Source organism: Motiliproteus sp. MSK22-1 (assembly GCF_001968815.1).
Taxonomy (GTDB): domain Bacteria; phylum Pseudomonadota; class Gammaproteobacteria; order Pseudomonadales; family Balneatricaceae; genus Motiliproteus.
The window spans coordinates 23,747-43,433 of record NZ_MIEQ01000053.1 but is presented as its reverse complement, the minus strand read 5'-3'; the positions used below and the strand labels follow the sequence as shown (position 1 = coordinate 43,433).

Sequence of the window (19,687 nt, the reverse complement as noted above, 5' to 3'; positions counted from 1 at the left end):
ATGGCAAAAATAACGCCATTGTCCCATTGGCTGACCGCCGCCCCAAACAATATTATTGCGGTACACATTGATAGTACGAGACACATTGATAGTACGGTGACAACTGAAGATTTCCTGCTTCGCGTACAATGCTGGTTCGAAACACTGAACAAACATGAAGGATCTCGTTGGGCTCTGTATCACAGCGATGCTTTTGAATTTCTCGCGATTCTATTCGCATTGTGGCAATTAAAACGTACAGCATGCACTCCCGGTGATAATCGACCAGGTACCCTGAAGCGCCTAACCACCCATGTTGATGGTTTTGTTGGAGAGTTTCCTGGTGAGGCGATTACGGCGTGTGACATTCCTGAGGGTCGATCGGATTTAAAGCCATGGCGTACCCTAATGCCTGAATTTTTAGCCCTTGAAATCTACACCTCAGGATCCACAGGAGAACCAAAGCCAATAGGGAAAACCATTGCTCAGTTAGAGCAGGAAATAGAAGTTCTGGAGTCAAGGTGGCCAAGTTTACCCGGGAGTGTGACACTAGCCACCGTTTCACATCAGCATATTTATGGAATGATGTTTCGTCTGCTTTGGCCCTTCTGCGTAGGGCAAGCATTTTCACGACAAATTTGCCAGTATCCAGAAGACATTCTGCACCAAGCCAAGCCACATCGTTCATTTTCTCTGATCTCAAGCCCCTCCCATTTGGGCAGGCTCAATGTATCAATGAATTGGAAGTCACTTTCCGGACACTGCCGCTATGTAATCTCATCAGCAGCACCACTCAAACGAGAAGACAGCCTGCTTGTCAGTCAGCTTTTGAATGCTCAGATTTTTGAAATATATGGTAGCTCCGAAACGGGAGCTATCGCGTGGCGAACCCAGCAGGAGCATCATACTGACGCCCTCTGGCAACCATTACCAAAGGTCAGCTTAGCTCCTGATACTGATGGAACTCTTTGTGTAACCTCACCTTATCTTGGTACAGCAAATAGTTTCTCGTTACCTGATCGTGTTGAGTTCAATCGTTCTAATCAATTTAAACTCATAGGACGAGTCGACCGCATTGTTAAAATAGAAGGCAAACGGGTCTCTCTAACGGCTATAGAGCAGCAACTGTTAGAAAACACCTTAGTAAAAAATGCCAAAGCGCTGACGGTAGAACGTAAGCGAGTAGAAACGGCAGCAGTAATCGAGTTAACCAGTGAAGGCTGGCGGCAACTGAAATCACATGGACGCAAACCTCTCATCAAAACGCTCAAAGGGATATTGGCACAACATTTTGAAGCAGTGATCCTGCCACGCCGCTGGCGGTTTGTTGAACAGCTGCCTTACAACCAACAAGGAAAGCTACCGTTGGATATACTGCAATCCATGTTTATTGACGAACCCGTCAAATGGCCGAAAATCATTCACCAGCAAGTCTCAGATAATCAGCTAACAATACAATGCTATATACCTGCTGAGCTGATTTACTTCGACGGTCACTTCGACAACAATCCGATATTACCAGGAATTACTCAGGTACACTGGGCCGAAGCCTTTGGACGTCAACTGCTGTCTGTGACAGGCAGTTTTGAAGGTTTAGAAGCGATTAAATTTCAGAAGGTTATTCCCCCTGGGCAGCAAATCTCCATAAACTTAACCTATGATGAAACGCAGAATAAACTCAGGTTTCAGTATGCATCACAGAACGGTGTGCACTCCAGTGGTCGCATTTGCTTTGGCTAAATGGGCATAGGATGAACAATATGGAATTTAATCCAGCTGTACTAATTCCCGTTTACAATCACGAAGAGGCCGTTGGGATAACAGTAGTGAATGTCCTCCGCTACGGCTGCCCCGTCTTGTTGGTTGATGATGGTAGTGGACCTGCTTGTCGGGATCTATTGATTGAACTCAGTCAAAAGCACTCTGACCATGTTAAATTGCTTCGTTTAGAGTGTAATGGTGGCAAAGGAGCTGCCGTAAAGGCCGGACTCAAGGCATTGCTTGCCGATGGTTATAATCATGCTATTCAAATTGATGCAGATGGCCAACATGATCTATCGGACCTTCCCACATTTCTGGAAGTTGGCAAGAACAACCCTGACAGCCTGATAACAGGCTATCCCACATACGATCAATCTGTGCCTACAATCAGATATTACAGTCGTTATCTAACCCATATTTGGGTATGGATAAACACGCTCTCTTTTGAAATTCGCGACACCATGTGCGGTTTCCGAGTTTATCCCCTGAAAGATGTAGTACAGCTTATTGAGGAAGAAAAGTGCGGTAATCGAATGGATTTTGATCCAGAGGTAATCGTACGTTGGTCATGGCGTGGAGGTAGCATTAAGAACCTTCCCACTCGAGTCAATTATCCTCTTGATGGAATATCCCATTTTGATATTTGGCGCGACAACCTACTCATATCCTTAATGCACTCACGACTGTTTTTCGGAATGCTAAGACGTTTCCCTAAAATCATCTGGGAACGAATCAATGGATAACACCAATAATCACTGGTCCAAAGCAAGTGAAGCAGGGACTATTTTGGGTATGAGAATACTGCTGACCGTGTACCGAATTTTTGGCCAACGGGGCTTCCGGGTTTTTCTGGTTCCAGTAATGGCCTATTACTATTTAACCCGCAAAGAAGCTCGCAAAGCTTCAAAACAATACCTCAGCATGGTAACCCCCTTTATCCCACCTGCCTCCAGAGTTTCTCTATCATCATTCAAACATTTCATGATGTTTGGAGAGATATTGCTGGATAAATTTTTAGCATGGATGGGACACTTTGGTAAGAATGAAGTCGTATTCGAAACCCCCACTGTGTTTAATAAAATAGGCAGTGATGATAAAGGCGGAATAATTATTGTTTCTCACTTGGGCAATGCAGAAATCTGTAGCGCCCTGACCAATCAGTTACCTGATATTCGACTCACCGCTCTGGTCCATACCCAACACGCAGACAAATTCAATACTCTGATCAAAAAGGTTAATTCTCGTGCTTGTGTAGAAATGCTGCAGGTAACCGAAATATCTCCAGCTACTGCAATGATTTTGTCAGAACGAATCGAAGCCGGCGAATACATCATCATCGCCGGAGACAGAACACCTGTTACTGGACAAAATCGGGTTTCAAAAGCAACCTTCCTTGGTGGAACAGCTCCAATGCCCCAAGGTGCTTTTATCTTAGCTGCATTGCTTAAGTGCCCCGTATACTTAATGTTCTGCCTGAAGCAGCAAACCCGATATCACATTTATATTGAACTGCTCACGGAACAGTTGAAATTTCCACGCCGAGAACGCTCACAGGCGATCAATAGCGCCGTACAAGATTATACTGATCGGTTGGAACACTATTGTATAAAGGCCCCGTTACAATGGTTTAATTTCTACCCTTTCTGGACTGAAGACACATCCCCTTATTTAACGGATCCGTCCTTAAGAGGAAGCAGTTCGAAGCAGTGTAATCCTGATGCCTCTGCAAAAAACCACTAAGTAAAAGCAGTCTGCGCACACGCGCTTTATAGGAATGAGCTAGTGATAGAAGCTGAAGTTGTAATCGAGATCCCTTTTCATGATGTCGATGTCATGCGTGTGGCCTGGCACGGACACTATGTAAAATACCTGGAATTAGCGCGTTGTGCGCTATTGGATAAAATCGATTATAACTATAAACAAATGGAAGATTCTGGATACGCATGGCCAGTAATTGATATTCGAATCCGTTACGCTCAACCTTTGCGGTTCCAGCAAATAGTTTGTGTCAAGGCAACACTTACAGAATGGGAAAACAGGCTTAAGGTGAACTATCTAATTGAGGATCAGGAAACCGGTCAACGATTGACCAGAGCACATACAGTTCAGGTAGCCGTCGATCATACAAGTGGTGAAATGCTCTACGCATCTCCTGATATCCTATTTAATAAACTGGGGATAGCACGGTGAATCGATATCTACTGTTCTTTTTGCTGTTATTGTCATCAGCCTCATACGCAGAACTGACATTCAAACAACTTGATAATGTATCCGAAGCACCAGAACAGCTTAGCGGACATTTTACTCAAGAGAAATACCTTAGTGCACTGGATACATCGCTGATTTCAACAGGACTCTTTTATTATCATCAGGGTCAGATGCTTCAGTGGAAAACTCTGAAGCCTATTCAAAATGAACTGGTTATGACACCTTCTGCCATCATCAATAAACAGGGAGATCAAGAACTCCTGCGGCTGGATACAAACTCAAACCCGATAGCCGGAATTCTTAGTGAAATATTCTTCTCGGCACTGGCAGCCGAATGGAACAATCTGGCGATGTATTTTGAGCTGTCAGGAGAGATCAACGGTAAAAACTGGTACGCAAAACTGCTCCCCACCGACAGAACAATGGCACAGGTTATCAGCCTGGTTGAACTAAAAGGTGATACTTTGCTGCGTGAACTGATCTTTCACGAAAAAAGTGGTGATCGCACGACCATACGATTCGACAGACTGAATCAATGAAAGAACGTATTTCCTCCCACCGTTGGGCAGCAACCAGCTGGATATTGCTGGTTATTATTGTTGTGTTTCTAGCCTTCAGACAGGGACCAGCATTTGATTCCAGTATCCTCGCATTATTGCCGGAATCTGAACAACAGCCGGTGATCCAGCGAGCAATAGATCAAATGGCTGAACGCTTCTCTAAACGGATAATTCTGCTGGTTTCTGCGAAAAATGAAGAAACTGCCCGTACTGCGATCAAATCACTGGCAGAAAGTTTAATCGTACTCCCCGATATCTCCGAAGTAACCTGGCAGATCAATGAGAGCGAGACCTCAAAATATCAAGATGAGTTATACCCTTTTCGTTTCTCAGTTATCGATGAAACCACCAGAAAACTGTTGCTGACAGAAGACTATATACAGATTAAACAGCGAGCACTGCACCGACTATATAGTCCTATTTCAGTAGGCGGCAGTTCAATTATCGAAGACCCTTTTGGCTTTTTCAACGAACTATCTTTACAGCGCTTCAGTAATCTGGACCTACAGGTATCTGATTCATTACTCAAAGTCGTAGGGGCAGAGCAACCCTCCTATATGCTTATTGCTGCGCTTGCCAGCGACCCCTTCGCGCCTGACGTGCAACATAGAGTATTGGAAACAATAGCGATTCAGAAACATCAGCTGGATAAAACAGCAGTCTCCATTGATATGTCAGGGATGCTGTTACATGCAGCAGCGGGCGCTAACCAGGCCAGTAAAGAAATATCGACGATTGGCCTGGGCTCGCTATTGGGGATCATCATCGCTATCCTCTGTGTTTTTCGCCGCTTTAAACCCTTAATGTTGTTGCTGTTTACCGTATCAATAGGCTGTATCTCAGCTGCTGCCGTGACTATGCTCGTTTTTGATCGGGTGCACCTGGTTACTTTTGCCTTTGGCGCAGGCTTGGTTGGCGTATCGATAGATTACGCACTGCATTTTTTAACAGAAAGATCTGTCTCACCACATAATCAGATAATGCGAAGACTGTTGCCCGGTTTAATGCTGGGACTGTTTTCCAGCGTAGTAGCTTATGCAGCGCAGGCATTGGCTCCATTTCCCGGCTTACGTCAAATGGCAGTTTTTTCGGTAGTTGGGTTATCTGCATCCTGGCTTACTGTTGTACTCTGTTTACCCCTGTTGACAAAGCAAGACCCTCTAAAACCGTTGAAGGCCGCACTAACACTGGATCGACTCCGTAAACGTATTCCCCGGGTTGAAGGCAATCCATTGCTGATGCTGCTTTTACTTGCCTCTTCAGGTATAGCAATTCAAGCACTTTGGAACAGCAGCAGCCTGGATGATATCCGCCTGTTGCAAACCTCCCCTGCCAACCTGTTAGCCCAGGAGAAACGGATACAGCAAGCACTGAAAACCAGCAGCAGTTCCCAGTTTATTTTGATTACCGCCGACTCACTGGAACATTGTCTGCAAAAGGAGGAACAAATCTCCATTGAGTTGAATCGCTTGAAAGAAAATGGGCAACTCAATGATTATCAAGCTCTTTCCCAAGTCCTGCCGTCACTGCAACGTCAAACTGAAAATACCATTCTTGCTCGTCAACTGTATGACCAACAGCTAAAACCCTTATACACAATATTCAATGTTTCCGACAAGGGTTTAGACACCGCTCGATTGAATTTTGAGCAGGACGTGGAACAGCAACTAACTCCAGAAGTTTGGCAACAACACCGAGGGGCTAAAAACTGGAAAGACCTGATAGTCTTACAGTCTGAAACATCAGCAGCAACCGTTATTCGCTTTTCCGGAGACTTAAGTCACGAGACAAAGGAACAGCTAGTTTCATTAACTGATGTCGATCCCGAAATATTTTATGTTGATCAAGTCCAGAACATCTCCGACTTAATGGGCAATTATCGTGGACAAATTCTTACTTGGGTCATCATCGCTTACCTTTGTGTTCTATTAGTCTTGTCCTTACGCTATAAAACTCAGGTATGGCGCATAGTAATGCCTCCATTCCTGGCATCAATATTCTCTCTTGCAATACTGTTACAGCTAGAGCAAGGGATTAACCTGTTTCACCTGATGGCTCTAATCCTGGTTTTAGGTATAGGCCTTGATATGGGAATTTTCTTATTTGAAACAGATGAAGCAGCCCACACCTGGCTAGCAGTATCTCTTTCTACATACACAAGCTTGCTGGCGTTTGGCTTACTGGCCTTAAGCGATACACCGGTTTTGCATCACTTTGGATTAACCGTACTGCTGGGGTTAGTTTTTGTTTGGCTACTGACTCCGACTGCGCGAAAAAACAACAGGACAGATAGCCAAATATGATCAGAATAAAGAAACATACTAATACACTTAATAAACAGCATGTTGTTTTTAAACCGATGGCAGAAAAACTGTATTGGTTGACTTGCTCCTTGATACTTTTACTCAGCCTCAATGGCTGCAGTGTTATTGGTTATCAAGCACCTGCGCCAGAACACTTAAAGCTACTGCCCACGACAGAAGGCCCTGGAGCGATGCTGATTAAACAAGCAGTTACAATGGAGTCCCGCGGGAGGCAACAGCAGTTCTTGGTCGTTACAAGATTACTGTCACATCAACTGAAATTAATCGCTGTCCTGCCGACGGGACAACAGCTATTCTCCTTGGAGTATGACGGCAAAAAACTGACACAAGACAGTCTTGCAGCTTTTGATCTTCCCGGTGAAGAAATTCTTGCTGTTATTCAGTTCGCACTCTGGCCTGAGCTTTCGATTAAAAGTCACTATCTGGAAAGTGATGGCTGGGATCTGAATTTTACTGAATATCAACGAACACTTCTGACTTCAGCCGGGACAGTGCTGACAGTCAGCTATCAATCGAAAAAGATAGACGTAAAAAACTATCTTCGTGATTACTCCGTGAAGATCCATATGCTGGAGAAAATGGATTTATGACCGCCGAAAAATGTTACCTCAATACATTGGGAATGCTTTGCTCTGCAGGTGATACGGCTGCATCCGTTAAAAATAACCTCATGGCAAAGGAGGCCAAACTCACGATAACTGACAACTATAGTGCAGGCAGGCCTCTCCCTCTCGGGATGTACAATGGAGAGTTGCCACCGATACCTCTGCCAGATAATAAGTGGTACAGCCGCAACAACCAGTTTGCTTTGGCGGCTCTCAGGCAAATGGATGTCGACGTTAGCGCAGCCATCCAGCACTTTGGCCCCCATAGAGTTGGCGTGGTCATTGGTACCAGTACTTCCGGCATTGCCGAATGTGAGTCTTCTATCAAACAGTGGATACAGACCGGAAATTTGCCGCCTGACTACAATTACAGTCAGCAAGAAATGGGAGCAACCGCACAGTTCATCGCTCAGATACTTGATGTACGAGGGCCTGCTTATGGCATATCGACAGCCTGTTCTTCCGGAGCAAAAGCGCTGGCAACAGCAAGACGCTTAATTCGTGCAGGTATTTGTGATGCCGTCATTGCTGGAGGTGTTGATACCTTATGTCATCTGACCGTACAAGGATTTTCATCACTTGAAGCGGTCAGTGAAAATCGTTGCAATCCATTCAGCAAAAACAGAGATGGGATCAATATTGGCGAAGGAGCGGCATTATTTCTAATCACCACTGAAGCCTCTGGAATCGAACTGACAGGCGTTGGCGAAGGCTCCGATGCCCATCATATTTCAGCACCCGACCCTACAGGAGCCGGAGCTATACGATGCATGACAGCGGCATTGAAAGACGGCTCTATTTCTGCCGCTGAAGTCGACTATATCAACCTGCATGGCACTGCAACAGCTTTGAATGACCAAATGGAATCCATAGCAATCAGTCAGGTTTTTGGCGAACACACCCTTTGCAGTTCAACCAAACCCTTTACAGGGCACACTCTGGGTGCAGCAGGGGCCGTAGAAGCAGGCATATGCTGGTTGACACTGAATAGCACTAAGACTGATTCTTTACTACCCATCCACCTTTGGGATGGTGTTAAAGACCCTGAACTTCCCCCCCTTAATTTAATAACCCCAAAAACCAAACTAACAGCTCCCCCGCAATATGCCTTAAGTAATTCCTTCGCCTTTGGTGGAAATAATATCTCTTTGCTCTTGGGACGTATTCAATGATGCCGAAATTTAGCGTAGAAGAACTCGTTCCACACTCAGGAAAGATGAGTCTTTTAGATACTATTGTCGAATATGGCGAAGACTGGCTGCACGCTGAGGTTCAGATTACAACTGACTCAATGTTTGTTGATGAAAGGGGGGTCCCCGCATGGATAGGGCTTGAATACCTTGCACAGGCAATCGGTGCTTTTTCTGGTTCCAAGGAGCGTTTAAGTGGAGATCAGCCAAAACTTGGATTCTTGTTAGGTACACGTAAATATCGCTGTACAACCGATTATTTCCCTATAGGACAAACACTGTCAATAAAAGTACGACGCGAGTTACAGGGAGATAATGGCCTCAGTGCGTTTAGCTGCCTGCTACAGGGTGAAGGTATAGAAGCCTCAGCAAACCTTAATGTTTTTCAGCCTGACGATGCTGATCAGTTTTTACAGGATGCGAATTCATGACAGAAACAATTTTGGTAACAGGTTCCAGCCGAGGTATCGGAAAAGCAATAGCCCTGCGTCTGGCAAGAGAAGGGTATGATCTAGCACTACATTGCCGCAGTAATCGTGATAGCGCAGAGACAGTAGCTTCGGAAATTACAGGGTATGGACGCAAAGCACGCATATTACAATTCGATATATCTGATCGCAAACAATGCTGTGATGTTCTTGAAAAAGATATTGAGCAGCACGGAGCCTATTATGGAGTAGTTTGTAACGCCGGAGTTGCCAGAGATAACGCATTCCCCGCTATACCAGGTGAAGACTGGGATCTGGTTTTAAGAACCAACCTTGATGGATTCTACAACGTACTTCACCCCGTCATTATGCCAATGATCAGGCGTCGGACGCCCTGTCGAATCGTTACTCTTTCATCCGTTTCCGGGGAAATGGGGAATCGGGGACAGGTAAATTACAGCGCCGCAAAAGCCGGGATTATTGGGGCGACCAAAGCACTAGCGGTTGAATTGGCCAAGCGAAAGATTACCGTGAATTGTGTTGCACCAGGGCTGATTGATACTGAAATGACAGATGATCTGCCGCTAGATGAAGCGCTAAAAATGATTCCTATGCAGCGTGTTGGTCAGGTTGAAGAAGTGGCTGGAACTGTCAGTTTTCTGATGTCTGAGGATGCTGCATACATTACTCGACAAGTAATTTCTGTTAATGGTGGAATGTATTAATGAAGCGTGTAGTTGTAACCGGAATGGCCGGTTTCTCGCCGATTGGTAATGACTGGGATTCAATGCAAAGCGCTTTGAGGAGTGTAGTCACGGGAATATCCCGTATAGACAGCTGGGATAAATACGATGGATTGAATACTCGCCTGGGTGGCCAGATAACCGATTTTGAAATGCCCGCCCATTATAAACGCAAAGAATTACGTAGCATGGGACGAGTTGCGCAGTTTGGTGTACGGAGTACAGAACTGGCGCTAAAGGATGCTGAGATACTGGGAGAGGATATACTCCACAGCGGTGCAGTCGGAGTCGCTTATGGATCTTCTGTGGGAGACACCGATGCGTTCGGTGAGTTCGGCAACATGCTGCTCAATCTGTCTTCTGATGGCCTGAACGCAAACTCCTATATTAAGATGATGGCCCATACCGCCCCGGTGAATATTGGTGTCTATTTTGGTTTACAAGGACGCGTTATTACAACTTCCAGCGCCTGTACCTCAGGCAGTCAGGGTATTGGCTATGCCTATGAAGCAATCAAACATGGACAACAGTTAATAATGGTAGCAGGGGGCTGCGAAGGTCTATGCGCAACAGAAGCAGCCGTATTCGATACCCTCTATGCGACCAGTATACGCAATGATGAGCCCCATCTTTCTCCTCGACCATTCGACAAAGACCGAGATGGACTGGTGATCGGAGAAGGTGGCGGTACGCTGATTCTGGAAGAACTGGAACATGCACTGTCACGCGGTGCAAAAATACATGCAGAGATTGTTGGCTTCGGTACCAATTCCGATGGCAGTCACGTCACTCAACCATCCGCTGAAACAATGGAAAAGGCAATGCGCCTTTCACTGGCAGAGGCCAGAATCTCACCAAGCGAAATTGGCTATGTAAGTGCTCATGGTACAGCAACAGAGCGTGGTGATATTGCAGAGAGCCATGCAACCGCTGCGGTGTTTGGTAAGCCGATAGCTATAAGTTCTTTAAAGAGTTTCACTGGCCACACTCTAGGTGCCTGCGGAGCTTTGGAAGCATGGACAGCTATAGAAATGATGAATCAGGGCTGGTTTCATGGTACAGCAAACTTGCTCAACCCCGATCCAGAGTGCGCGGAGCTGGATTATCTTATGGGATCAGGTCGTGAGATCAGTACTGAATACGTTATGAGTAACAATTTCGCTTTTGGTGGCATAAATACGTCGCTGATATTTAAACACTGGGTTTAAAAGGAGAAACCTGAATAATGATCAAAAAAATATGGATGGCAATAACGCTTTCGTTGCTATGGGTGGGAACTGTCTCAGCCATGAGTACCGAGGCTGAATACGTTGACTACCTGCTGAATAAAGTATCATCGCAAAATGAGAAAACAAAGCTTGTCGCTCTGAAAAGACTGCAATGGAGCGGCATTTCCAGCCCAGCATTATATGACGTCATTGAGCAGAGATTAGTCGAGCTGCTTTCACCAGAAGAGGAATTGTCACCTCGTCAGAAGAAACTGGCAACCTACTATGTCCGTGCTCTGGGATACAGCGGTAATGAAAAGTACCGAGACTATATTACCCAACTGACTCATATATCCGAGCCCTGGGAAGTAAAAAAACACGCCAGGAAAGCACTAACAGACTTGCCTAACTACGGCATTTGGCATAATGCAATTGAACAATCCCAAACAAGTACAGAAGGCTTAAGAATTGATGAAGCCATCTACCTAAAGATGCTCAATAACAGAGACCACTTTGTCCAAAGGATGGCTGCCCGAGCCTTGTTTCACGAACGCAGATCAACCTCTCAGCTTTTAGAGAAGTCGGCTGAACTGATTCATGAATCGTATAAAAAACCACTAGATGCACAGGAACAAGATACCGTTGCCTGGCTCTGCAAAGTAATTGGTCAGAATGGAAATGGAAGTTACCAGACCCTGCTCACTGAAGTAGCAGCGGAAACACCTCACTCCAAGATCGCAAAATACGCTCGAAAGTATATTTAATGCTTGTGCGGCTTTTCTATCTGGCAAGAAGTGCTTCATGTTTCTTGCCTTTTTATAAATTACTCAGTTGCCCTAAGAGATGACATGAACACATCCCTGTCAGAAAAAATAGTAGAACCCTATGTACCAGAAACAGAGTTTGGTAAGTGGTTTTTACGGACAGATGTTTGGACACAGCAAGTTTTGGAACGAGCATTAAAAGATGTGGAACGACTCATTCCAAAACGTAAAGAGTCTTATGATGTTGTAGTTGATGTTGGCTGCGGATATGGCCGCTCTCTCAAAAAACTACATGATCGTTTTTGCCCAAATAAATTAGTTGGAATGGACATTGACCCAGAGATGCTGGAAAGATCGGATAAAGAGGCCAAAATAGAAGGTATCAAGGTCCATCTCATTCAAGGTTCAAGTTCAAGTCTGCGTTTGGAAGATAACAGCGTGGACTTACTATTCTGTCACCAAACCTTTCACCACCTTATCGATCAGGAATCAGCTATTAAAGAGTTTTTCCGCGTCCTTAAGCCGGGTGGTGTAATGCTATTTGCCGAGTCTACCCGAAGATATATTCATTCATGGATAATACGCTTGTTATTTCGCCATCCAATGGATGTACAGAAAACTGCCGTACAATATTTAGAAATGATTAGAGAGGCCGGTTTTGATTTGCCAGACTCATCTATCTCATATCCCTATTTATGGTGGAGCCGAGAAGATCTGGGGATCATGGAAAACTGGTTCGGCATTAAGCCATCGCCGATAAGAGAAGAAACCCTGGTTAATTTAGTCGCGACAAAGCCTTCTATATCGCCATAACTCCTCGCAGTACATACATGCTAGTGGTATTCACCGGTCAAGCTTGCTGAAGCCGGTGAAATTGCACTGTGACACCCTTTTTCATTCTCTGTTGTCACTAATCATTAATGCTACAAACGGGTTTACCCTCTAATCTATTCTCACTGTTACAACGAGCAATGGAGCTACCAGAAAGATTCAGAATATCACCTGCCCAAGAGCCATCGGGGTTTAACAGTATTGACAGGAACCCATATTCATTCAGCTGGTTAATGTTCGCTTCTTCGCCATCAATGACCGACTGATAATTTCCTTTGGGTGACTTATTTAAACTGACGCCACTATTACCTACTATTATTTGCGCAGGTCTTTCAGCGCTTTTTTCCAGAAAACTTACGGATTGAAAGAGATGCATATGGCCCGATAGCAGAAGCTGAAGCGCTTCAGGAAATTGAGCAGAAGATGTATTTCGCAATGCTTCCTGCATCATGATGTTAATTGCTGTTATTGCTGGCGCTGACTCACCATTCTTGACGCTTGCAACCGAAGCCCCCCAAGTTGGCCGATGTGTCAGCATCCAAACTGGTTTAGCGCTAGTGGCAACCCCTTTTTGAAGCTGCTCAAACTGCATGCTGTACTGTGCCGTTAATGGATTGCCAGCGCTCGCATCACAGGCATTGGCACTGTCAATCACCCATAGATCCACCGGCTTAAGCGAAACAGAATAGGGTTGAATCATCGAAATATTGTTCACAGCCCCATTGGCCGGAGAATCCAAAAGGCCCTGATTAGGGCAGGTTAGCTGCGGAATACCACCGTCAAGAGAAGAACCGGGACCCAGGAAATAAAACCAGCCAACACCGGCCCGACTGCAAAGCTCATGATTCCCCCGGGTAAAGACCCAGGGTGCAGTCGACAGCAACTCTTTCGCAGGCTCAAAGAAGTCATCTTGCCAATATTGCCAACGATCAGGCTTAGGACTATCACTGGCATTTTGACTGTAATAGTCACTCTGCACGAAACCACAGGCTGCGCCTTCATATCCACCATCACCGGCATCGTAAGCATAAATTTCGGTTGGTTTTTTTCTTATACTGCCAGAGGTTCCACGATAGTTATAATCTCCCATATGCAAAATAAGGTCTGCATTGGCATTTGCCCCTGACTGGGCCAGTTGATCGAAAGGACTGGCCGACTCTCCCTTTTTACAAACCGATGCCTTACAACCGGTATCACCATAAACAAGCACTGAAGAAGGGTTTAAAGTAACAGCATCAATCTGTAAAGAACTTGAAGCAACCGAATATGAGACATCAGAGACGATAATCGCCTCACATACAGTTACAGGAAAATTTTGGCTATGAGCATTCAGGTCTGGATGAAAGCCCCTGACCGACATGGTTATATTGCTGTTGTCGCTACCCACTAATTCAGGACAGCTCACATTAATACCACCAACGATAACTCGGGCATACAAAAGAGTGTCACCGTTCGAAGCCGGTGCAAACAGACTGTATGCGGCATAGAATTTATCAGGGGTTTCTTGCGGTTTTATCGTTGAATGTCTCGAATGACAACCCGCTAACAAGCTAAGAGTTAATATGCAGAAAATCAATCGACCATATGGAATCAAGCAATATTTTAACATAGCAACATCCTGTAATAGTTTTATCATCCAATCAACTTAGCCAGAAGCACTATCATTCTTTCAGGAAAACAAAAAAAAGATGAGTACACAGCCGCTGGGCTTTCTTTATATCAGGTTTTACACCATAACCAAGGCAACACACAGTATAGCCTATTGATTTCTATCCGCTTAGCAGCAGCTTTGAATAACTCCAGAAAACCGGCAAGTAAGTCCCTATGATCCAGCTAGAAGTATACAGCCATGGTTACACAGACTTTGTTTGTTGATACCTTGGCTTTTCACAGGGCCTGTCTTTTCTCTTTCAAAAACTCAAGGAGAGCCTTATTAAAGGCTTCAGGCTGATCCATCAACGGTAGATGCCCGGCATCCTGAATTGGATGGAATGTCGCATTTGGTATCATGCGAGCTGCTGCTTCACCATGCTCGATTGAAAACAATCGATCTTTTTCTCCCCAGATAATTAGCGTATCGCTTTGTATCTGCCCAAGGGAGTCTTCTGATATTGCTGATACGGCAGCTCCCCTGCCCTGAGTGAAGGCTTTCTTACCGCCCTCACGCTTAATCACCTCAACAGAATAATATCCGTGATTCGGATCCCGGTTATCTGGGTTATGTAATATGTAGCGAGAGTAAAACCGATTTGCAAGCAGGGACGGAAAGCTGTTCAACCAAATCATGCCAATAAAGGGTAAAACAGACGGCTGGGCGCCGAGTGCACCGGAATCAACTAAGACAAGCTTATCAACCATCTCAGGATTATCCAGAGCAAACTGGAGAGCAACGGCTCCTCCTTGAGATAAGCCGACGATATGTGCTTTAGAGATTTCCAGTGCCGACATAAATTCCTTTAGCCAGGCTGAAAAGTAAGGGCGGTCATAAGCCCCATCAGGTTTATCAGATTCACCATAGCCGACTATATCCGGCGCAATTACATGAAAATTTTGTGCGATAACACTAATTGACGGATACCAGGTCACAGCTCCAGCCCCCGCTCCATGCAAACATATGACAACAGGTCCTTCACCTGCAGACAAATAAGTGGTTTTCACCAAACCAGCCATTATCTGTCCTTGCTGAACAGGAACTTCAATTTTCTCTATCAGCTCCTGCCGATAGTTTTCTTTACTCATCCAGAAGTCCTTAGATTTTTGATCATTAACAGCGGATTTAGTACCGAAACAAAGGTCAAAGCAGACATCATTCCTAGCGGTACTTATTAAGCGAGTTTAAGTAGGTATTCAATGGTGTCTAACCTTCTTGCCCCCACATTTATTGAATTTAGGTGGATTCCTATATCTTTAAAGCCGAACTTCTCCAAGACCCGTTGAGATGCTGTGTTATGAACAGAAACTTTTGCTCTAATACTGCGTAGCATTAACTGTTCTCTAGAGATATTTAGAATATTTTCAACACCAAAACTGGCAACACCTTTGCCACTTTCTTGCTGCGAAACCCGATAGCCAAGCATCCCTTCAGCGCCCTTAGAATCCAAGTTTCTCAAATTGACCCGCCCAATGATTTTTCCTCCTTCCTCCACCACTCCGGCATACATCCTAGCTGACTCACAATAGCTTATATACTCTTGAACATGTGCAGAAACTCCCTTTATCGAATAGAAATCGGGATCTCGCTTTTCTATATGTGATTCAAACCACAATCGATTTTTGACTTCAAATTGAAGTAATTCGTAAATATCGCAAGAGCTCAATAGCCGAAGTTTCATCGAATCATCAGCCTTTATGATCAGGCCCTTTTTCTACTCGCCAGGGAGGATTTAGCCGGTTATCCCCAGCCCAATAGAGTTTTATCTTATTACCTGACGGATCACTTAAAACAGCTTCACGCCATAAGTAAGGTTGATCTGTGGGTTCTTGTTCAAACTTGATGCCCTTTGATTTTAGTTCCATGACCCAGTCATCAAGTTGTTCGTGCTCAAAATAGATAACACTGCTATTTTTAAACTCTTCTGTCTCTAGATACAGTGAAAATGTTGACTCTCCTTCTGGACACTCAAAACGAGCATAATGTTCTGTGTCAACAATTTGGGTGAAGCCTAAAGCCCGATAAAACTCAGTTGCTTTATCCATATTCTGTACCGCTAAGGTAACTTGATTAAGATTCATCAACTCTCCTTGTATGTCCGCCGTGCTTAAGAAACCTGCAAAGAAACAGCCATTCAAATGACGATTGCAGCCATTGGTCCAACTGTCTGTTGAACAGAGCAATTCGAATCATACTCGCGCAGCCCTAACGCTTCAAACACCCGCGCAGCTTTACTGTGCCCCAGTGCTTATATGTGTTAACTCTCCACCTGCTTTCATAAGCTCTGAAGGCTCTTCTTCCACGAAGTACTGCCATACGTGATCGTATAGTTTTTTCTGATTCGGGAAAGGCGCAAGAGACTTTGCTTCTTGCAAGGAGCACCAACGAAACTCGCTATGCTCTTCATTGAGAGTTATTTTTTTATCTGACGACACTTTGACAACGAATACCGGAATAAGCGTTATCACATTCTTTTTGGATTCATAAAATTGTTCGAGGTATTCAGCTGTATACAGCTCCTCCGCCATCAGTCCGGTTTCTTCTTTAAGTTCTCGGACCAGAGCCTGCCAAGCCGCCTCATTGCTCTCAATCTTTCCCGCAACATGACACCAAAACCCTTCCTTTGCTCGCTTCATGAGTAAAATCTTGGTTTCGTTTCCTGAAGTTGAAATCACTACACCTGATACGACTGATGTTTCTATCGGTATCGTACTCACTCGATCATCCTTATTAGCGTTAACACTTATATATCACACATGCCAATTTCAGCGATCTGACAGATCGCTACCAATATTTGAGAGACCTAATTATTGTATCCTCATTACAAAGTTTCAAATGAACAAGCGCCCAACTTAAAAACTCCGATACCACAGATTTCTGCCTCTCATTACAGAGATCTTTAAAGTTTAAATGAGCTATATCCGACTTCTTACAGCGGCCAAACTCTGCAAGGGCACTAATTGTTCTGTCACAGACTATATTCCCTTTATACTCTTTATGCCTTACACACCACAACATGTAACTAGGCACATAGATTAGATAATCAATTTCTCGCTCTAGCCACATGAGATCATCATTTTTCTCAATAAAATCATCAGAAACAACAATATCTGAAGATAGACCGAATGCCTTAATTATCTTTTGCTCGATATTCATAGAGTATTACGCTAATACTTACAGACTACAGCAGACAAAAACTGTAATGATTAATTTATACATTGTAAAACTTAATTACTTTAATAAAAACCTGGCTATTCATTTATATTTTTACATGAAATTTAAATTTACCTATCTCATAGAACGCTGTATCCAACAATAAATTCCTTCAATTTTGTTACAATACTTTCTGTATAAAATATCTTCAGTCTCTTGCAAGTAACGCGGGCAACTGATAGCTTAGCTCGCAATCCATCTAATCACGGAAGTTAACCCCTTGCAATCAATGGATAGATCCTATGCATAGCTCATTTGAAACCAATCATCCCCCAACTGACTCTAACGTAGCTAAATACTATAGTGTTCTTATCTCGGGACTCTTGACCCAGATCTTTATAGGTATCTGAGTAAAAGCGATAGATGCACGGGCTATCATCAAATGCACATATAATTTTTCTGCTTAAAGAGACATATGAATTTAGCTAAAATAGTCGGCTCAAGTATAGCACTAGCTATATGCATAATTTGGAGCTATTCAGTTTATTACTTTTGGGAACCTTCAGGATTCAATCAAAACTCCTTAGCGTATTTTCTTAAGGTAGATAATGAAGTAAAAAGTTTTCCAATACTTGGTGCAATTAAAGAACCATTGTATAAGGTCGGAGCAGCTGACGGGCTTAAACGTACAGCTGTCATAGTTGACTACCCTACCAAATATTCTGAAAAACACCTGACCCAAGAACTTGAATTTATTGATTTTATATGCAGATTTCCTCCTCAAGAAGCTTATTTCATCTGCGAAAAAACCGATAAACAGAAAAGGGTTATTTCTGCAATATTTTCAAAGAAAAAGGGCACAGACAATCTAAAAGCTAATATAACATTTATAGGATTTTGAAATGAGTTCACGGAAGGATATTTTAGATGGAACTATCACTAGTAACCTGGAACGTCGGTACGGGCTGATATATACCTGTAAAGCTGGTTGGATAGATTTAGGGCATCTTGATCCTACAAATGCAAGAATGGAGATTGGAGCAGAAAACCTTTGGAAACAACTAATAAATGAAAGTTCTGAAGCAATAGATCCACGCTGTGGACGCACTCCCTATGGTGCTAATAGTGTTATGACAATGGCCCATTACTTCGGGATGCCTGGCAGTTGTAAAACAGATCCTCGCTTCAAGTTCGCAGATGGTTCAGCTGGCTTTGAAGTAAGGTTTCGTCAGGATCATGCTGGCTATATAGGAAAGCCTGGAAGAGAAGGTCGCTATTTCGTAAAGAAAGGCCTAACTATTGAACAGAAAAAGCGAGTAGCACTATCAATATTTATGGAAGTATCGCACCGATTTGAAAACTTCCAAACCGTACTTAGCTTTGCAACTGACAGTGGATTTAGCCAAGAAGATTTAATATCTAACCTTATTGGCTTTTATATTGGGATTGGAGAGATCGAAAAAATTACAGCGCTAAAACTGTGTCATCCCGTATCAGCTAAGACTGCATTTAAAGTCTGGGATAACGATGGAGCCGTAGGAAAAATTAAAAATCGACAATGGAAACCAAAATATGCGAGTACAACCTATCGCGTTGACTCTAAACGATGCCTTGATGAATGCTCAATAACCAAACAAGAGTTTCCTATTGAGTTTCAAAAAATCCAACCAGCCCAAAAAGGAGTTTGGTATAAAGAACGAACATATTAAGCTTACTATACTGTACGGTGATACCATCAGTATCGAGGTCAAAGAACAGCTGTTTCCTCGACCGGCTGAGGCTTACTTCTTTTCGTCGAGTCTAGCGAAGCTGAGTCCCCTTTCACCAAGAGCTGGAAAGCTTTTCTGACAGCTTCGACGCCTTACTCAATGGTTTGGTGAAATGAACGATTTGTTTGCGGCCTTTTTACAAACAAAGTGACAGCTTTACTATGCCCATATGGTGAGCTTGCCAAACACAAACTCACCATAAATTATTTAGTATCAACGCCCCAGCCGAGATTGCTTGATATAGTATCTTGCATCTTTGACATGCCTTACACAATTATCAAAATTCTCTACGGTCTGCATTGACTTAGCTAGCGAAAGAAGCCCCGCAGCCTTTGTATAGCTTACAGTTCCTGAGAATCCTTTTGCTTTTGCAATATCAAGCTCTTTCCAAGCTACATCCAGTTCAGATGCACAGGTCACCCGGAAATTCTTCTTAGCTGCACAGCCAGCAATAAATATGAAAAGTATTACCATTACAAAAAAACGGGAATTTCGCATAGATCTCCTCAATAC

21 protein-coding genes are annotated in these 19,687 nt (G+C 43.9%); 15 read left to right on the top strand and 6 right to left on the bottom strand.

Features of this window, described 5'->3' with window-relative positions; translation table 11 throughout:
- From BGP75_RS16060 to BGP75_RS16000, 13 genes are all read left to right on the top strand, one after another.
- Entirely contained in the window at window positions 1–1,719 is a 1,719-nt protein-coding gene (locus BGP75_RS16060) for an AMP-binding protein (RefSeq protein WP_076719852.1), read from the top strand.
- 20 nt (window positions 1,720–1,739) lie between these two features.
- Window positions 1,740–2,483 carry a glycosyltransferase family 2 protein gene (locus BGP75_RS16055; protein ID WP_198939382.1) on the top strand — a complete coding sequence of 248 codons (744 nt, stop codon included), beginning with the start codon at window positions 1,740–1,742 and terminating at the stop codon, window positions 2,481–2,483.
- Entirely contained in the window at window positions 2,476–3,480 is a 1,005-nt protein-coding gene (locus BGP75_RS16050; protein ID WP_076719850.1) for a lipid A biosynthesis acyltransferase, read from the top strand. Before BGP75_RS16055 ends, BGP75_RS16050 begins: the two co-directional genes overlap by 8 nt.
- A gap of 42 nt (window positions 3,481–3,522) precedes the next feature.
- Window positions 3,523–3,930: a thioesterase family protein gene (locus BGP75_RS16045; protein WP_076719849.1), complete on the top strand. Its 408-nt coding sequence runs from the start codon at window positions 3,523–3,525 to the stop codon at window positions 3,928–3,930.
- Complete coding sequence (locus BGP75_RS16040; RefSeq protein WP_076719848.1) at window positions 3,927–4,487, top strand: outer membrane lipoprotein carrier protein LolA; 561 nt, start codon at window positions 3,927–3,929, stop codon at window positions 4,485–4,487. Before BGP75_RS16045 ends, BGP75_RS16040 begins: the two co-directional genes overlap by 4 nt.
- Window positions 4,484–6,811: an MMPL family transporter gene (locus BGP75_RS16035; protein WP_076719847.1), complete on the top strand. Its 2,328-nt coding sequence runs from the start codon at window positions 4,484–4,486 to the stop codon at window positions 6,809–6,811. The genes BGP75_RS16040 and BGP75_RS16035 overlap by 4 nt, the downstream gene beginning before the upstream one ends.
- A complete protein-coding gene (locus tag BGP75_RS16030; protein WP_076719846.1) occupies window positions 6,808–7,422 on the top strand; it encodes a DUF3261 domain-containing protein in 615 nt (204 codons plus the stop codon). The genes BGP75_RS16035 and BGP75_RS16030 overlap by 4 nt, the downstream gene beginning before the upstream one ends.
- Window positions 7,419–8,609 carry a beta-ketoacyl-[acyl-carrier-protein] synthase family protein gene (locus BGP75_RS16025; RefSeq protein WP_076719845.1) on the top strand — a complete coding sequence of 397 codons (1,191 nt, stop codon included), beginning with the start codon at window positions 7,419–7,421 and terminating at the stop codon, window positions 8,607–8,609. Before BGP75_RS16030 ends, BGP75_RS16025 begins: the two co-directional genes overlap by 4 nt.
- Window positions 8,606–9,058 carry a hotdog family protein gene (locus BGP75_RS16020; RefSeq protein ID WP_076719844.1) on the top strand — a complete coding sequence of 151 codons (453 nt, stop codon included), beginning with the start codon at window positions 8,606–8,608 and terminating at the stop codon, window positions 9,056–9,058. The genes BGP75_RS16025 and BGP75_RS16020 overlap by 4 nt, the downstream gene beginning before the upstream one ends.
- The gene (locus BGP75_RS16015) at window positions 9,055–9,780 is read left to right on the top strand and encodes a 3-ketoacyl-ACP reductase FabG2 (protein ID WP_076719843.1); all 726 of its coding nucleotides are present in this window, start codon (window positions 9,055–9,057) and stop codon (window positions 9,778–9,780) included. The genes BGP75_RS16020 and BGP75_RS16015 overlap by 4 nt, the downstream gene beginning before the upstream one ends.
- A complete protein-coding gene (locus BGP75_RS16010; protein WP_076719842.1) occupies window positions 9,780–11,006 on the top strand; it encodes a beta-ketoacyl-ACP synthase in 1,227 nt (408 codons plus the stop codon). Before BGP75_RS16015 ends, BGP75_RS16010 begins: the two co-directional genes overlap by 1 nt.
- Before the next feature lie 17 nt (window positions 11,007–11,023).
- Window positions 11,024–11,770 (top strand): hypothetical protein, encoded by a 747-nt coding sequence (locus BGP75_RS16005; protein WP_076719841.1) that lies wholly within the window; start codon window positions 11,024–11,026, stop codon window positions 11,768–11,770.
- Window positions 11,771–11,854: 84 nt separating this feature from the next.
- Window positions 11,855–12,583: a class I SAM-dependent methyltransferase gene (locus BGP75_RS16000; RefSeq protein WP_076719840.1), complete on the top strand. Its 729-nt coding sequence runs from the start codon at window positions 11,855–11,857 to the stop codon at window positions 12,581–12,583.
- Between the two features lie 97 nt (window positions 12,584–12,680).
- Here the strand turns inward: BGP75_RS16000 and BGP75_RS15995 are convergent, their stop codons facing one another.
- From BGP75_RS15995 to BGP75_RS15975, 5 genes are all read right to left on the bottom strand, one after another.
- Window positions 12,681–14,210: a metallophosphoesterase gene (locus tag BGP75_RS15995; protein WP_076719839.1), complete on the bottom strand. Its 1,530-nt coding sequence runs from the start codon at window positions 14,208–14,210 to the stop codon at window positions 12,681–12,683.
- Between the two features lie 278 nt (window positions 14,211–14,488).
- Window positions 14,489–15,340, bottom strand: a complete 852-nt coding sequence (locus tag BGP75_RS15990) for an alpha/beta fold hydrolase (RefSeq protein ID WP_076719838.1) — start codon at window positions 15,338–15,340, stop codon at window positions 14,489–14,491.
- An 86-nt stretch (window positions 15,341–15,426) separates the two neighbouring features.
- A complete protein-coding gene (locus tag BGP75_RS15985) occupies window positions 15,427–15,933 on the bottom strand; it encodes a GNAT family N-acetyltransferase (protein ID WP_076719837.1) in 507 nt (168 codons plus the stop codon).
- Window positions 15,934–15,940: 7 nt separating this feature from the next.
- A complete protein-coding gene (locus BGP75_RS15980) occupies window positions 15,941–16,333 on the bottom strand; it encodes a VOC family protein (RefSeq protein WP_076719836.1) in 393 nt (130 codons plus the stop codon).
- A gap of 150 nt (window positions 16,334–16,483) precedes the next feature.
- Window positions 16,484–16,969: an NUDIX pyrophosphatase gene (locus tag BGP75_RS15975; protein ID WP_233152950.1), complete on the bottom strand. Its 486-nt coding sequence runs from the start codon at window positions 16,967–16,969 to the stop codon at window positions 16,484–16,486.
- A 911-nt stretch (window positions 16,970–17,880) separates the two neighbouring features.
- Between BGP75_RS15975 and BGP75_RS15965 the strand changes: the two genes are divergently transcribed.
- On the top strand, window positions 17,881–18,306 hold the full coding sequence (locus BGP75_RS15965) for a hypothetical protein (RefSeq protein ID WP_076719834.1): 426 nt from the start codon (window positions 17,881–17,883) through the stop codon (window positions 18,304–18,306).
- 1 nt (window position 18,307) lies between these two features.
- A complete protein-coding gene (locus BGP75_RS26645; RefSeq protein WP_083704861.1) occupies window positions 18,308–19,114 on the top strand; it encodes a hypothetical protein in 807 nt (268 codons plus the stop codon).
- 273 nt (window positions 19,115–19,387) lie between these two features.
- Here the strand turns inward: BGP75_RS26645 and BGP75_RS15955 are convergent, their stop codons facing one another.
- Window positions 19,388–19,672 (bottom strand): hypothetical protein, encoded by a 285-nt coding sequence (locus BGP75_RS15955; RefSeq protein WP_143821085.1) that lies wholly within the window; start codon window positions 19,670–19,672, stop codon window positions 19,388–19,390.
- Between the last annotated feature and the right edge of the window lie 15 nt (window positions 19,673–19,687).

Coding starts and splice junctions, on each gene's coding strand:
- BGP75_RS16060 (WP_076719852.1), top strand. CDS start 1: ATGGCAAAAATAACGCCATTGTCCCATTGGCTGACCGCCGCCCCAAAC.
- BGP75_RS16055 (WP_198939382.1), top strand. CDS start 1,740: ATGGAATTTAATCCAGCTGTACTAATTCCCGTTTACAATCACGAAGAG.
- BGP75_RS16050 (WP_076719850.1), top strand. CDS start 2,476: ATGGATAACACCAATAATCACTGGTCCAAAGCAAGTGAAGCAGGGACT.
- BGP75_RS16035 (WP_076719847.1), top strand. CDS start 4,484: ATGAAAGAACGTATTTCCTCCCACCGTTGGGCAGCAACCAGCTGGATA.
- BGP75_RS16030 (WP_076719846.1), top strand. CDS start 6,808: ATGATCAGAATAAAGAAACATACTAATACACTTAATAAACAGCATGTT.
- BGP75_RS16025 (WP_076719845.1), top strand. CDS start 7,419: ATGACCGCCGAAAAATGTTACCTCAATACATTGGGAATGCTTTGCTCT.
- BGP75_RS16020 (WP_076719844.1), top strand. CDS start 8,606: ATGATGCCGAAATTTAGCGTAGAAGAACTCGTTCCACACTCAGGAAAG.
- BGP75_RS16015 (WP_076719843.1), top strand. CDS start 9,055: ATGACAGAAACAATTTTGGTAACAGGTTCCAGCCGAGGTATCGGAAAA.
- BGP75_RS16010 (WP_076719842.1), top strand. CDS start 9,780: ATGAAGCGTGTAGTTGTAACCGGAATGGCCGGTTTCTCGCCGATTGGT.
- BGP75_RS16005 (WP_076719841.1), top strand. CDS start 11,024: ATGATCAAAAAAATATGGATGGCAATAACGCTTTCGTTGCTATGGGTG.
- BGP75_RS16000 (WP_076719840.1), top strand. CDS start 11,855: ATGAACACATCCCTGTCAGAAAAAATAGTAGAACCCTATGTACCAGAA.
- BGP75_RS15995 (WP_076719839.1), bottom strand. CDS start 14,210: ATGTTAAAATATTGCTTGATTCCATATGGTCGATTGATTTTCTGCATA.
- BGP75_RS15990 (WP_076719838.1), bottom strand. CDS start 15,340: ATGAGTAAAGAAAACTATCGGCAGGAGCTGATAGAGAAAATTGAAGTT.
- BGP75_RS15985 (WP_076719837.1), bottom strand. CDS start 15,933: ATGAAACTTCGGCTATTGAGCTCTTGCGATATTTACGAATTACTTCAA.
- BGP75_RS15980 (WP_076719836.1), bottom strand. CDS start 16,333: ATGAATCTTAATCAAGTTACCTTAGCGGTACAGAATATGGATAAAGCA.
- BGP75_RS15965 (WP_076719834.1), top strand. CDS start 17,881: ATGAATTTAGCTAAAATAGTCGGCTCAAGTATAGCACTAGCTATATGC.
- BGP75_RS26645 (WP_083704861.1), top strand. CDS start 18,308: ATGAGTTCACGGAAGGATATTTTAGATGGAACTATCACTAGTAACCTG.
- BGP75_RS15955 (WP_143821085.1), bottom strand. CDS start 19,672: ATGCGAAATTCCCGTTTTTTTGTAATGGTAATACTTTTCATATTTATT.